Here is a 13,724-nt window from a genome sequence, read left to right on the forward strand (position 1 = left end):
ATAGAAACCAGATTCACTAATCAAAGGATTTTTGAATAATAATTTTCATCCGCTTTTCTAATGTGATGATTTAAAGGGGAAAAAGATATTCTCCTATACTTCCGCTTTAAAGTGTAATTCACAATCACAAAAATCAAAAAAACCAAACAACCATGTACCCAGCAATACACAGAAAAAAACCAGGCGGATCGAAGAATGAAAAAAGCCAGGCTGGTCGAATAACCTAATCAACAGCAAAGTAAAACATTGGAGGGGTTGAGATGTTGAATAAGCTGTACTTTAAACTTACTGTCAACTTATGACCTCATCAGATATCTTCGGGTATACGCCCAATCCCGAATACAATAAATCGGTTGCTTATTTTTCCATGGAATTTGCCATTGACCAGTCGCTCAAGATTTACAGTGGAGGGCTGGGTTTTCTTTCAGGCTCTCATCTCCGCAGTGCTTTTGAACTTAAGCAAAACCTCATTGGTATTGGTATGCTCTGGAAGTATGGATATTATGATCAGGTTCGCGACCGTGACAACAATATGGTTCCCGCTTTCATTGAGAAGGACTATTCTTTTCTGGAAGATACCGGCATCGTTTTTTCTGTTCCTGTACATAGTGCAATGGTGAAGGTAAAAGCCTATTTATTGAAGCCGGAGACTTTTGGAACTGCACCTTTATTTTTATTGAGTACCGACCTGGATGAAAATGATGAGGTGAGCAAAAGCATCACCCACCGGCTATACGATCCGAACGAAACCACCCGTATTGCCCAATCAATGATATTGGGTATCGGTGGCGGCATGCTTCTGGATCAGCTTAATATGCAGCCAGAAATTTATCACATGAATGAGGGACACGCCGTTCCGCTTAATTTTTACCTTTATTCGAAATTTAAGAACCTCGATGAATTAAAAAAGCACGTTGTGTTTACAACGCATACACCCGAACTGGCCGGGAATGAGGAGCACGCCTTTACTTTGCTCAAAGAGATGTCCTTTTTTTATCACATGCAGGAACATGAAGTGAAATTCATCCTGGGGCTGGAGGGTGATCAATTCAACTATACACTTGCCGCATTGAAATTTTCCGGCAAGGCCAATGGTGTTTCCAAACTTCACGGAGAAGTTGCCAGGGAAATGTGGGGGAACTACGAAGGAATATGTGAAATCACCTCCATTACCAATGCTCAAAACCAGAAATACTGGCAGGATGCTGAACTCGCAGAAAAGCTCACCGCAAACGATGACCCTGGCCTGGCAGCGAGAAAAAAAGAAATGAAATCCCTGCTTTTTAAAGAGGTGGCCAATCAAACGGGAAAACTCTTCGATACAGAGGTACTCACTATTGTTTGGGCCAGGCGATTTGCAGCTTATAAAAGAGCAGACCTGTTGATGCTTGACTGGGAACGTTTTATTGCGCTATTGGCAAAAACAGATCAGCCCATTCAACTGATCTGGGCTGGAAAGCCCTATCCTGAAGATGCCGATGCAAATCAGATCTTCAACGACATTATTCGTAAAACAAAAAGTTTTGCCAATTGTGCCGTTCTAGTAGGCTACGAATTAGGTCTCTCTGCACTACTTAAAAAGGGTGCTGACGTTTGGCTCAATAATCCGAAAATGTATCGGGAAGCCTCAGGTACAAGCGGAATGACGGCGGTAATGAATGGCGCAGTCAATCTTTCCATTCCCGACGGCTGGATTCCTGAATTTGCCATCGATGGAGAAAATTGCTTTCTCATCACTCCTTCACCGGAGATATTTCAGAAGCTGAAAGGGACGTTAGGGAAAACGCCAGTCTGATGGATCAGCTTGAAAATGCTGTAATACCTGCTTATTATGAAAAGAGCGATCGTTGGTTCCATATGATACAAAAGGGAGTTGAGGGAGTGCTACCAGAATTTGAATCTGCAAGAATGGCCAAAGCGTATTACGATAAAATGTACCGTTAAATCCCAAAATTTACATGCGCCAGTTCATGTCAAAATATTAATCTTTTCCACAATTCATGTATTGCTAACAAAATTAGCTTTATGTTTGTTGTGTAATTTTATATTACTATTTAATTTAGTATTATAATTATGCAATAATCATGGAGGCTAAAAAAGAAATCGTTCAAAAACTGCAGCAGGATATCCTGCTCTGGCAGGGCTTTAAGCCTAAATCTGCCGGCAAAGCTGAGCGTATCGGACTTGGCGAAATCGAAGATGCTTTCCCTGGTGGCATATTTCCCAAAAAAGCCATCCATGAATTTATCACCCTTTATCCCGAACATGCAGCTGCGAGTGACGGCTTTATTGCCGGGCTGCTTTCCGTACTCATGGAGAACGGTGCCGCCTGCGTTTGGGTAAGCACTTCCCGGAATTTATTCCCTGCTTCCTTAAGCCTTTTTAACGTTGAAACCGAACGGATCATCTTTATGGATGTGCAAACAGAAAAGGATGTGCTCTGGATAACGGAAGAAGCTTTAAAATGCGAGGGCCTCGCTGCGGTGGTGGCAGAAGTCAATAATGTATCGCTCATTGAATCCCGAAGGCTCCAGCTTGCTGTAGAAAACAGCGGGGTAACAGGATTTATACTGCGCAAGGACGGAAATAAAAAAGCCAGTACGGTTGCCACTGCGAGGTGGAAAATTAGTCCTTTGCCTTCTGATACCGAAGACGGGATGCCCGGGCTTGGTTTCCCGCGCTGGCAGGTAGAATTGTTAAAAGTCCGGAACGGCAATCCCGGAACCTTTATACTGGAATGGGCAGGAGAAAGATTTGTAGAAGTGAAGGAAGTGCAAACAACAACGATGTGGTCTGATCTGGAGGACAGGCAAATTGGATAGCCACCATGCAAAAGCGTTTTGTTTCCATATGGTTCCGCCAGCTGCTGGCTGACTGGCAGCTTATCCGCCGTCCGGAACTTGCTGAAGTGCCTTTTGTTTTTGCTGCGCCCGATCATGGGCGTATGATGATCACCGCAGTAAGTCCGTTAGCTTTTGGCTTTGGGGTTGAAGTGGGTATGCGCGCAGCCGATGCAAAGGCCATTTGTCCGGGACTGGAAATTCTTGATGATAAACCTGGCCGGGCAAAAAAACTACTTAAAGGCCTGGGTGAATGGTGCGTTCGTTATTCGCCTGTTGTGGCCATTGATGAGTTTGGAATGGATGGACTGTTGCTGGATATTTCGGGCTGCGCACACCTTTGGGGCGGCGAGCGGGAATACCTGAAAGAAATTGTTTCCCGGTTAAAAAGCAAAGGATATAACGTCCGCTTAGCCATTGCCGATACACCTGGTGCTGCCTGGGCAGTATCGCATTATGGCAAGCTTACCCCATTAATTCCCACCGGAGCACATGTTGATGCATTGCTTGCGCTTGAGCCTGATGCGCTGCGACTGGATGCCTCTACACTGGTGAAACTGCGTAAACTGGGCTTTTATCAGATTAAAAGTTTTATCGGCATGCCCCGCTCTATTTTACGCAGGCGCTTTGGCGAAGATTTCCTGTTGCGGCTTGCCCAGGCCATCGGTACCGAAACTGAAGTACTGGTGCCACTACAAGTACCTGTTCCTTTCAGTGAAAGGCTGGCCTGCCTGGAGCCCATTAAAACTAAAGTGGGAATAGAAATTGCCATTACCAAAATGCTGAAAAGCCTGTGTAAACGCATGCAGGCAGAAGGCCAGGGGCTGCGTGCCGGAATACTGACTGGTTACCGGATTGATGGTAAAATCGTGCAGGTTTCCATCGGTACCAGCGCTGCCACCCATAGCATCAGCCATCTTTTCAAGCTTTTTGAGTTGAAGATCGATCAGATCCGGCCGGGATTGGGGATTGAGCTTTTCGTGCTCGATGCACCCAAAGTAGATGATGTGCAAATCGCTCAGGAAGAGATGTGGACTTCCACACCCGGACTGGATGATCAGAGTGTGATCCGCCTTTTGGACCGTGTAGCAGGAAAGGTTGGTCCGCAGGCCATACAAAGATATTTACCGGCGACCAGGTTCTGGCCCGAGCGGTCAGTTTTACGCGCGGCATCCATCACCGAAAAATCCATATCCGGCTGGCGGGTGGATAAGCCGCGGCCTACGGAGTTACTGAAGAATCCTGCACCCATCGAAGTGATGGCACTGATTCCCGATCACCCGCCCAAGTTTTTTATCTACAATGGTGTTCGCCATCTGATCACCAAAGCCGATGGCCCTGAGCGGATTGAGCGGGAGTGGTGGTTAGATCAGGGGGAGCACCGGGATTACTATCAGGTGGAAGATGAGCAGGGTAGCCGTTACTGGCTATTCCGTTCCGGGCACTATGGCGGTGATGAAAAGTATCAATGGTTTATTCATGGATTTTTTGCTTAAAGAAATGGGTTATGACATATAGCGAATTACAGATCACTTCAAATTTTAGCTTTCTGCGCGGGGCATCCCATGCCCATGAACTGGTGCAACAGGCCGAATCGTTTGGTTATCATAAGATCGCCATTACCGATCGGAATACCCTTGCCGGAATCGTGCGTGCCCATGCGGCCTGCAGGGAAACCAATGTTAAGCTGATTCCTGCCTGCAGACTAGATCTGTTAGATGGGCCAGCTCTGCTGGCTTACCCTACGGATAAAGAGGCTTATGGTCGGCTCTCGGCATTATTAACCCTGGGGAATATGCGGGCCGAAAAAGGTTCCTGCCATATCTCACGGGCAGATGTGTATGCGCATAGCAAAGGCATCATTTTTATGGTAGTGATGCCGGGAGTGCTCAACCGCCGCTTTCAATATGAAACGGATTTCATCAACGCCGTGGCCGAATACAAGCAGGCATTTGGAAACCAGTTATACCTCAGCGCAACGCGCTCTTATATGGGCAATGATGATAAACTCATCTTTAGGACTTCACAGCTCTCGGAATTTTATAACATCCCGGTTGTAGCCACCGGTGATATCCATTATCATGATCCCTCACGCAGGGAATTGCAGGATGTGCTGACCTGTGTACGTGAAAAATGTACGATTCAGGAAGCTGGCTTTCGTTTGCATCAAAATGCCGAACGGTATATGAAAGAGGTAGCGGAGATGGAACGTCTCTTCAGAAGGTACCCCAGCGCCATCCACAATACCATGGTAATTGCCGAAGCCTGTAATTTTTCACTTGATGAGCTTAGATACGTGTATCCGGAAGAGATTAATCAAAGCGGGCGAAGCCCAATGGAAGAACTTGAATACCTGACCTGGAAAGGTGCACACGGATACTATGGGGAGGAGATCCCGGAGAAGGTGATTAATATGATTAACCGTGAAATGGAATATGTCAGGCAGATGGATTATGCCAACTATTTTCTTTTTGTAGAAGATATTGTGCGTGAGGCTAGGTCGCGGGGAATCCTGTGCCAGGGGAGGGGATCGGCCGCCAATTCAGCCATCTGCTTTGTACTGGGCATCACTTCGGTAAACCCCATGAAGTTCGATTTGCTGTTCGAACGTTTCATTTCACCGGCCAGAAATGAACCACCTGATATTGATGTCGATTTTGAACATGAGCGGAGAGAAGAGATCATACAGTATATCTACAATAAATACGGCCGCGACCGGGCAGCCATTGTGGCTACCGTAACTCAGCAACATCAAAAAGGGGCTATCCGGGATGTGGGTAAAGCCATGGGCCTTTCCGTAGATACCATTAACCGTTTGTCCAGTTCCATCTGGGAATTTACCGATGAATGGTTCGAGGGTAAACGTGTAACGGAACAAGGTCTCAACCCGAATGATCCCCACCTGAAGAAGACCCTGGAACTCACCTCTCAAATGATGGGTTTCCCACGGCAGCTAGGGCAACATACGGGTGGCTTTGTGGTAACGCAGGGCAAGCTGACTGATCTCTGCCCGATCCTGAATGCCCGCATGGCCGACCGGACCAATATCGAATGGAACAAGGATGATATAGATGCCCTTGGTTTTTTAAAGGTAGATGTCCTGGCGCTGGGCATGCTCACCTGTATCCGTAAAGCCTTTGATTTGTGCCGGGATCATTACGGCGTGCAATATACGCTGGCCAATATTCCCGAAGATGATCCTGATGTTTATGATATGATCTGTGTGGCAGATACTTTAGGGGTATTCCAGATTGAGAGCCGCGCCCAGATGTCGATGCTGCCCAGATTAAAACCCAGAGAATTTTATGATCTGGTGATTGAGGTGGCCATTGTCAGGCCAGGCCCGATACAGGGCGATATGGTACACCCTTATCTGCGCAGGCGGAATAATGAAGAAGACCCGGTTTATCCTTCCAAAGAACTGGAGGCTATACTTCACAGGACTTTAGGCGTTCCACTATTCCAGGAACAAGCCATGAAAATCGCCATTGTAGCTGCTGGATTTACCCCTGCAGAAGCCGATGGACTGCGCAGAAGCATGGCTACTTTTAAGTTCAAAGGGATGGTGAACCAATATGAGCAGAAGCTAATCGATGGGATGATGAATAAAGGCTATTCAGAAGAATTCGCCAAACGGATATTCCGGCAATTAGAAGGTTTCGGAAGCTACGGATTTCCTGAAAGTCACGCCGCTAGTTTTGCCCTTCTGGTATATGTATCCTGCTGGTTGAAACATTATTATCCTGATGTATTTGCTACTGCATTATTGAACAGTATGCCGATGGGCTTTTATCAGCCCGCCCAAATCGTAATCGATGCACAGAAACATACGGTTCAGGTCCGCGAAGTAGATATCAACCATTCCACCTGGGATAACAGGCTTGAAGAAAAATCGGGTAAATATTTTGCCATCCGTTTAGGATTCCGGCAAATCAGTGGGGTGAGGGCAGAAGAAATGGAAACGCTTGTGAATGCGCGGGGCGAGGGTTACAAAAGCATTACCGCCCTGCGTGATGCAGGAATTTCAATTGCCAGCCTGGAGCGGCTAGCCGATGCCGATGCCTTTCGCTCATTGGGGATGGATCGCCGGAAAGCATTATGGGAAGTCTCCGCCTTACAGGATATGCCGGTTGAGCTTTTCAAAGGTCAGGCTTCCGAGAGTGTACTGGAAACACAGGTGGAATTACCATTGATGGGCAAAGGCGAGCACGTGGTACAGGATTATGCAACTGTTGGACTATCCCTCAAAGCACATCCGGTGAGCTTCGTACGTTCGCAACTGGATATGTTAAACATTCGTACCTGCCACCACATCAACCATGAATCTACCGATGGGCAATTGGTTAAAGTTGCCGGGCTGGTTCTCGTACGTCAGCGCCCGGGAACAGCCGGAGGGGTTTGTTTTATCACCATTGAAGATGAAACCGGCTATTCTAATCTGGTGGTATTTGAAAAATTATTTGAAACTTACCGTAAAGAAATTCTGCATTCCAGGTTGCTGATGGTAGAGGGACGGTTGCAGCGCGAGGGCCAAGTGGTGCATGTTATTGTAAGCAAATGTTTTGATTTTACCAAAATGCTGGGTAAACTCGTGCAGCGGGAGGTGGATAATTTGCCGGTATTAACATTGGCCAGGGGCGATGAGAAATCGGCACCTTATCCCGCGCAAAACAAAAGATCGCAGGTAAGGGAAGAAGCAACAAAAGATGCCTTTCACGGGGGAAGGAATTTTAAATAATTTTATCTTATTCTCAATCATAAGTGCCTCAAAGTTGATGAGTACAAACCGGATATCTTCCCCTTATATTTCGGGCTGTCTTATCATGTTTATAGATAGGAACTAAAGTGCTCACTTTTTTCTGAAATTCAAATGTGTATATTAGGTTTTTAATACATGATAATGAGTCAGTTCAGTATAGATCAGCAAACTATAGACGACCTTGAAATCTTTAACGGTTATGGCGCTAAATCTTTATTTCAAATATTCGACAAAACAACAACTATAGAAGGTTCCGCCACTTTAAAATCTATATTCAAGCATCCACTAACCAGTTCATCATTAATTTCACAAAGAATAGCCCTAATTGAACAGCTACAAAAGAGCGATATCAATTTTGATCTCGATAAAGAATCAATTGATTTTATTGAATATTATCTTCGCCAAAATACTTTCTCCGGAAACACTACGTCAGGCTTAAGACTAATTCAGGTCGTTTACGATAAGCTTAACCCTACTAAAGAGCTGTATCTAAGAAACAGAGGTACAAATGAAGTCATTCAACTGATTAGCTATATCGATGCTTTACTTGTTGATTTAAAAGATGTTATTGATTATCCTTTTCTCAAAAAGTTATCCGAAATAATTGTCTCTATTAAGTCGAATAAAGAAATTTCCTATTATATTTCTTCCGATAAAGCGCTCAGTTTTTCTGCTTCACTCATTCTTGATTATGAAATAAGGAAAAATGAGAAAAGTAAAATTAATCAGTTACTGTCATTTGTATATGAATTGGACGCCTATTTTGCTGTTGCAAAAACAGCGCGAAGTTATCAGCTAAACTATCCCGTTATTAGTGATAAACAGGACAATTTTATTCAAATTAAGGATTTGCGACACCTGTTTGTCGAAAATCCAATCGTCAATGATTTCTGTATCTCTTCTGAAAAAAATGTTTCGTTCATTACAGGCGTGAATATGGCCGGAAAATCAACATTTCTTAAATCGGTCGGAATAGCAGTTTACCTCACACATTTAGGATTTCCAGTTCCTGCTCAGCACATCACTTCAACTATTTTCGATGGACTAGTAACCACAATAAACCTATCCGACAATTTAACTGCCGGATTCAGCCATTTTTATAATGAAGTTAAACGTGTCAAAGATGTTGCGAAGCTTACCAGTTCATCAAAAACTGTTGTTATTTTTGATGAACTATTCCGAGGAACAAACGTAATAGATGCTCATGATGCGTCTATATCAATTATTGATGCATTTTCGAAAATCAAAACCTGCTTGTTTTTAGTTTCAACTCATATTGTTGAAGTAGCCCAGGAACTGGAAAGCAATGTTCACATCGATTTTCGATACCTGGAAACACAAATGATCCATAACTCGCCGGTTTTCTCCCGTCGGTTATTAGCAGGAATTAGTACAGATCGAATGGGGCATTGGATCATTGAGAATGAAGGTATTTTAAAAATTCTCCATAAAAATGCCAACAGATAAAGTACAACGTTATTTTATGGTATTTGTTGACTATTCAAAATCCCCTGTATTTATCTTTAAACCACCCCAGGCAGATCACCAGTTTAGCCACCATGATAAACAGATAGGGTTTTGTCCAATGGCTATGCAGGGTATGACATGTCTTGTCTCAATAAAAAACAGGTAACGCCGCTATAAATCTTATCGTTTCAAGATAAGCTTTAGCACGTTATTCAGTACCGGATGATGATCATTGACTCTCCAGTTCAGGAACAAATCGGTTTGATACGGCAAAGTAATAAATCTAATGCCGGGTGTTTCATGCCACATGTAGGAGGTGGGTAATACCGCTATACCCAATCCCCTTTTCACCAGTGAAATAATTGCCGAACCGAATTCTGAATGTAAATAAGCATTAGGTACAACATTATAAGCACGGAACAACTGCTGGATAAGGTCGCTGTAGCTGCTTCCCTCGTCTTTTATGGGCAGGATAAATTTCTGGCTGTCAAGAGTTTCTGTGGTAAGATCCTCAACGCTTTGAAAAGGATGGCTATCGGGCACCACGATAGACAAATGATCGGTAGCAATCTGCTCAGAACTGATATCATCGGTTTTATTGATATCCCTCGTAATAACCAGGTCTACTTTATAGTTCCTTAAAAATTCCTGCTGATCTTCGTACCTTACCTGTACCAGCTCGATATTAAGTTTAGGATAGGCGGAAGCAATGCTACTCAGCATGTCGGGCATAAGGGAGGCAGATATTGAATCGGGGTGCGCTATAATGATGGTGCCGCTTTCACCTAACTGCATCTGGCGGGCGTGTTCATGGAAAAACTCCAGCTCGTTTATTTGTACTTCCCACTTTTCTTTCAAAAACTGCCCGGCTGAGGTAAGTTTAACATTTCTCTTGTCACGCTCGAATAGCTGAACGCCTAGTTCCCGTTCCAATGCCTGAATCTGGCGGCTAAGGGCAGATTGGGTGATATGTGTCCTTCCTGCTGTTTTCCAGAAGTGGAGTTCCTGCGCCAGGATTAGAAAATATTTGATCTGTTGAATATTCATTAATGTAATATAAACATTAGTTCATGCGAAAATAGCATTTTTAGGCATCAGCATATCATGTAGTTTTGTTACTTTCACCAATGTACTGGTGGTATAAGAAAAATAAAGTAATGTTTACGTTACCGCTATAAATCATAAAAAATGAACTGGATATTTTTAATCATTGGTGGCCTTTGCGAAGTTGCATTCGCCTTCTGTCTCGGTAAGGCTAAGGATACCGCCGGAAATGAGATGTATGGCTGGTATGCCGGGTTTCTGGTGATGCTCACTTTAAGCATGGCACTCCTGATCAAAGCTACACAAACCTTACCTATTGGAACGGCGTATGCGGTATGGACGGGCATAGGTGCGGTGGGTACCGTCATGGTTGGCATACTAGTATTCAAAGAACCCGCAACATTTTTGAGGCTGCTCTTCCTTGTCACACTCATTGGCTCTATTATCGGATTAAAGGCTGTATCGCATTAGCAGAACATTACCATTATTTAATACAACATAAAATGGATCACGTAGAAATTAAGAAAGTAACCCTGAATGATATCGAAGCTTTGGCACAAACCGGCAGGCAAACCTTTGAAGAAACCTTTTCCGATACTAACAGTGCCGATAACATGGCGAAGTATCTGGAAGAAGGTTTTTCCATTGCAAAACTGACTGAAGAAGTCAGTAATATTGCCTCTCAGTTTTACTTTGCCACATTAAATCGGCAAGTGATTGGTTACCTGAAACTGAATACCGGGAATGCACAAACTGAAATACTGGAGCAGGGTGCCCTTGAGATTGAGCGTATATATGTCCTTGCTGCCTATCACGGGCAGAAAGTAGGCCAAATTCTTTATCATAAAGCCCTGCACGTAGCCGAAGAATTAAAAGCACCTTTCATTTGGTTGGGCGTATGGGAAAACAACCTCAGGGCCATCCGCTTTTACGAGAAGAATGGATTTGTTGCGTTCGGCAAACATGTTTTTAAATTGGGTAATGACGAACAAACCGATATCATCATGAAAAAAAATATAAATCCGGAGCTACAATAAACGAAAAACAGGTTAAGATGTAGTTTTTATTATTTAGAAGCACAATAGTGACCTGAATTTTAAGCTTTGTAGTAAATTTGCAGGTATTAATGGAACTTAAACAATTTAGCAAATTCGTTAGCGAAGTAGTATATCTTGAAGCGCAAGAGTTAGATCTGGTCATTTCTAAATGCAGGTTGAAGGTTATCCCTAAAGGTAAGTTGGTGTTAAAAGCTGGTCAGATTGCCAACCAGTATTACTACGTTGCCAAAGGGGGGCTGAGGTTTTATTATGAGCTCAACGATAAGGAAACCACTACCTGGGTATGCTTTCAAAATGAGTTTTTCAGTGAAATCTCCAGCCTCCATCCACAAAAGCCGACCCGGTTTAATATACAGGCCGTTGAAGAAACAACGCTAATTGTCTTAGATAAAAAGGATATGGATTTCCTCTATGCATACATCCCTGCCTGGGAGGAATTCGGTCGCAAAATCTGGGAAGCAACAGTTGCAAGAATGATAGATCAGCTATTAAATTTCCAAACACTATCTGCTGAAGAAAGATATCGAAGATTTTTACTGACTCCCGAAATGCTTCAAAAGATACCAGTAAATCAACTTGCTTCCATACTTGGAATCACCCCTAATGCCTTAAGCAGAATCAGGAATAAAATCAGATAAGTGAATATCTACCAATTGGTAGTTTTATTGATGTGATCTGGCTTTAACTTTGTTCAAACAAAACAAAGGATACCATGAGCGATCATTTCAAAGAGCAACAAAACCTATTTTCAGATGAGGAACTGGTTAAACAGTTTCCGGGTTTCACCAACCACTATGTTAACGTAAACGGTATCGACCTCCATTATGTAGAGGGTGGTGCCGGTACTCCATTGATATGCCTGCCTGGCTGGCCACAAACCTGGTACTCTTATCGTAAGGTGGCAATAGAACTATCAAAGCAACATCGGGTAATCGTTGTAGACATCAGAGGGATGGGTACTTCAGAGAAACCAGTTTCCGGATTCGACAAAAAAAATATGGCCAGAGATATCCTGGAATTAATTAAGAAACTCGGTTTTGAAAAGGTAAACATTATGGGGCATGATATTGGTGGCATGGTGGCCATGAGCCTGGCATTCAATCATTCGCAGTATGTTGAAAAGCTTATCGTGGCCGATGGGTTACATCCAAGCGAGGGGATGTTGCAAATGCCTTTGATTCCTGCCGCGGGTACTTTCGGGGAGAAAATGGATACCAATATGCCTTATGCCTGGTGGATGGGATTTAATCAGGTTAAAGAACTTCCCGAAAAGATTCTTGAAGGCCGTTTTAGATATCTTATTGACTGGCTTTTCAATTATGTTATGATTGACCCTTTGAAGATGAGTGAGCAGGAACGAGCCATTTATGCCAAGGCTTATGATGACCACCAAAGCATCAGAGCATCAAATGCCTGGTATCAAACCTTTGCTCAGGATATTGAGGATAGCAAAACCTACCAGCCACTTTCAATGCCTATACTTGGAATGGGCAGTAACGTAAGCTATCAGTATATGAAGATGGCTATGCCTTATTTATGTCAGAACAGCTCCTTAACAGACCTCACTGCGAGCGGTCACTACATGTTCGAGGAATCTCCGGACATGGTTGTCAATGCAGTGAATACGTTTTTAAAAGATTAAACCCTTTATAACATGAAAAAAATAATTTTAGTTGCCGGCGCAACCGGAAATCTGGGCAAAATGATCTCTCTTGAACTCGTAAAACGGGGTGCGTTAGTAAAAGCGTTGGTAAGGAATGATAGTGATGTTACCAAGACATCTATCTTAAAAGAGGCTGGAATAGAAGTGATTCCTGTAAATTATAATGATTCAGAAAGTCTCATTAAAGCTTGTGAAGGTGTTCACTGCTTGATCTCTGCACTTGCCGGACTCTCAGATGTGATATTAGACACGCAGAAAACTTTGTTAGATGCAGCATTAAGCGCGGGGGTTAAACGATTCATACCCTCAGATTTTTGCACAGACTTTAACACATTAATCCCGGAAGAAAACCGAAACTTTGACTTAAGAAGAAACTTTAAAGAACACATCGATAAGACAGACATATCCGTCACTTCAATCTTTAATGGTGCCTTTGCTGATATTCTCAAATATAACACACCCATACTTAATCTTAAAAACAAAACTATCGGATATTGGGGTGATAAAGCAGATTGGAAACTGGACTTTACTACAATACCAAATACGGCTGCCTTCACATCTGAGGTCGCATTACAGGAGCAGACCCCGCGTAATTTACACATTGCCAGTTTTCAAATAAGTCCAAATGGCTTAGCTGAACTGATTCAGTCGGTTACCGGTGAAACATTTACCGTACACAAGCTTTCTGAAATGGATCAATTTTTAGAATCGATCAAGCTGCAAAGGGCAAGCAATCCTTCTGGAGAGGTGGAATTGTATTCAAAATGGCAACAGGCGCAATACCTTTATTCCATGTTTTCAACTCAACATCCGGAAATAGATAATCACCTGTATGGAAATTTAAAATGGACCTCTGCTTCAGCATTCATCGAAACTTTCCTGAAATAAAATTA

General features: G+C 43.3%; 12 protein-coding genes. 11 read left to right on the forward strand and 1 reads right to left on the reverse strand.

Features of this window, described 5'->3' with window-relative positions:
• Positions 1-298 precede the first annotated feature (298 nt).
• The 6 genes from glgP to AC570I_RS19725 all read left to right on the forward strand — a co-directional run bounded on the left by glgP (position 299) and on the right by AC570I_RS19725 (position 9,066).
• Positions 299-1,795, forward strand: a complete 1,497-nt coding sequence (gene glgP / locus AC570I_RS19700) for an alpha-glucan family phosphorylase (RefSeq protein WP_497406854.1) — start codon at positions 299-301, stop codon at positions 1,793-1,795.
• Positions 1,795-1,944: a hypothetical protein gene (locus AC570I_RS19705; protein ID WP_497406855.1), complete on the forward strand. Its 150-nt coding sequence runs from the start codon at positions 1,795-1,797 to the stop codon at positions 1,942-1,944. The genes glgP and AC570I_RS19705 overlap by 1 nt, the downstream gene beginning before the upstream one ends.
• Positions 1,945-2,084: 140 nt before the next feature.
• Positions 2,085-2,822, forward strand: coding sequence for an ImuA family protein (locus tag AC570I_RS19710; protein ID WP_497406856.1), 738 nt, complete (start codon positions 2,085-2,087; stop codon positions 2,820-2,822).
• Positions 2,823-2,827: 5 nt separating this feature from the next.
• Positions 2,828-4,336 carry a Y-family DNA polymerase gene (locus AC570I_RS19715; protein WP_497406857.1) on the forward strand — a complete coding sequence of 503 codons (1,509 nt, stop codon included), beginning with the start codon at positions 2,828-2,830 and terminating at the stop codon, positions 4,334-4,336.
• Positions 4,337-4,347: 11 nt separating this feature from the next.
• On the forward strand, positions 4,348-7,578 hold the full coding sequence (locus AC570I_RS19720; RefSeq protein ID WP_497406858.1) for an error-prone DNA polymerase: 3,231 nt from the start codon (positions 4,348-4,350) through the stop codon (positions 7,576-7,578).
• 162 nt (positions 7,579-7,740) lie between these two features.
• The gene (locus AC570I_RS19725) at positions 7,741-9,066 is read left to right on the forward strand and encodes a MutS-related protein (RefSeq protein ID WP_497406859.1); all 1,326 of its coding nucleotides are present in this window, start codon (positions 7,741-7,743) and stop codon (positions 9,064-9,066) included.
• Between the two features lie 180 nt (positions 9,067-9,246).
• Here the strand turns inward: AC570I_RS19725 and AC570I_RS19730 are convergent, their stop codons facing one another.
• On the reverse strand, positions 9,247-10,113 hold the full coding sequence (locus AC570I_RS19730) for a LysR family transcriptional regulator (protein ID WP_497406860.1): 867 nt from the start codon (positions 10,111-10,113) through the stop codon (positions 9,247-9,249).
• 141 nt (positions 10,114-10,254) lie between these two features.
• Between AC570I_RS19730 and AC570I_RS19735 the strand changes: the two genes are divergently transcribed.
• The 5 genes from AC570I_RS19735 to AC570I_RS19755 all read left to right on the forward strand — a co-directional run bounded on the left by AC570I_RS19735 (position 10,255) and on the right by AC570I_RS19755 (position 13,719).
• Positions 10,255-10,581 carry a DMT family transporter gene (locus AC570I_RS19735; protein WP_047800979.1) on the forward strand — a complete coding sequence of 109 codons (327 nt, stop codon included), beginning with the start codon at positions 10,255-10,257 and terminating at the stop codon, positions 10,579-10,581.
• 32 nt (positions 10,582-10,613) lie between these two features.
• Positions 10,614-11,147, forward strand: a complete 534-nt coding sequence (locus AC570I_RS19740) for a GNAT family N-acetyltransferase (protein WP_497406861.1) — start codon at positions 10,614-10,616, stop codon at positions 11,145-11,147.
• A gap of 89 nt (positions 11,148-11,236) precedes the next feature.
• Positions 11,237-11,806: a Crp/Fnr family transcriptional regulator gene (locus tag AC570I_RS19745; RefSeq protein WP_497406862.1), complete on the forward strand. Its 570-nt coding sequence runs from the start codon at positions 11,237-11,239 to the stop codon at positions 11,804-11,806.
• Between the two features lie 74 nt (positions 11,807-11,880).
• Positions 11,881-12,810, forward strand: a complete 930-nt coding sequence (locus AC570I_RS19750; RefSeq protein ID WP_497406863.1) for an alpha/beta fold hydrolase — start codon at positions 11,881-11,883, stop codon at positions 12,808-12,810.
• Positions 12,811-12,822: 12 nt separating this feature from the next.
• Positions 12,823-13,719 (forward strand): NmrA family NAD(P)-binding protein, encoded by an 897-nt coding sequence (locus tag AC570I_RS19755; RefSeq protein ID WP_497406864.1) that lies wholly within the window; start codon positions 12,823-12,825, stop codon positions 13,717-13,719.
• Positions 13,720-13,724: the final 5 nt, after the last annotated feature.

The organism is Pedobacter sp. A2324, from assembly GCF_059693705.1.

Coding starts and splice junctions, on each gene's coding strand:
- glgP (WP_497406854.1), top strand. CDS start 299: ATGACCTCATCAGATATCTTCGGGTATACGCCCAATCCCGAATACAAT.
- AC570I_RS19750 (WP_497406863.1), top strand. CDS start 11,881: ATGAGCGATCATTTCAAAGAGCAACAAAACCTATTTTCAGATGAGGAA.
- AC570I_RS19720 (WP_497406858.1), top strand. CDS start 4,348: ATGACATATAGCGAATTACAGATCACTTCAAATTTTAGCTTTCTGCGC.
- AC570I_RS19735 (WP_047800979.1), top strand. CDS start 10,255: ATGAACTGGATATTTTTAATCATTGGTGGCCTTTGCGAAGTTGCATTC.
- AC570I_RS19755 (WP_497406864.1), top strand. CDS start 12,823: ATGAAAAAAATAATTTTAGTTGCCGGCGCAACCGGAAATCTGGGCAAA.
- AC570I_RS19740 (WP_497406861.1), top strand. CDS start 10,614: ATGGATCACGTAGAAATTAAGAAAGTAACCCTGAATGATATCGAAGCT.
- AC570I_RS19730 (WP_497406860.1), bottom strand. CDS start 10,113: ATGAATATTCAACAGATCAAATATTTTCTAATCCTGGCGCAGGAACTC.
- AC570I_RS19715 (WP_497406857.1), top strand. CDS start 2,828: ATGCAAAAGCGTTTTGTTTCCATATGGTTCCGCCAGCTGCTGGCTGAC.
- AC570I_RS19725 (WP_497406859.1), top strand. CDS start 7,741: ATGAGTCAGTTCAGTATAGATCAGCAAACTATAGACGACCTTGAAATC.
- AC570I_RS19745 (WP_497406862.1), top strand. CDS start 11,237: ATGGAACTTAAACAATTTAGCAAATTCGTTAGCGAAGTAGTATATCTT.
- AC570I_RS19710 (WP_497406856.1), top strand. CDS start 2,085: ATGGAGGCTAAAAAAGAAATCGTTCAAAAACTGCAGCAGGATATCCTG.
- AC570I_RS19705 (WP_497406855.1), top strand. CDS start 1,795: ATGGATCAGCTTGAAAATGCTGTAATACCTGCTTATTATGAAAAGAGC.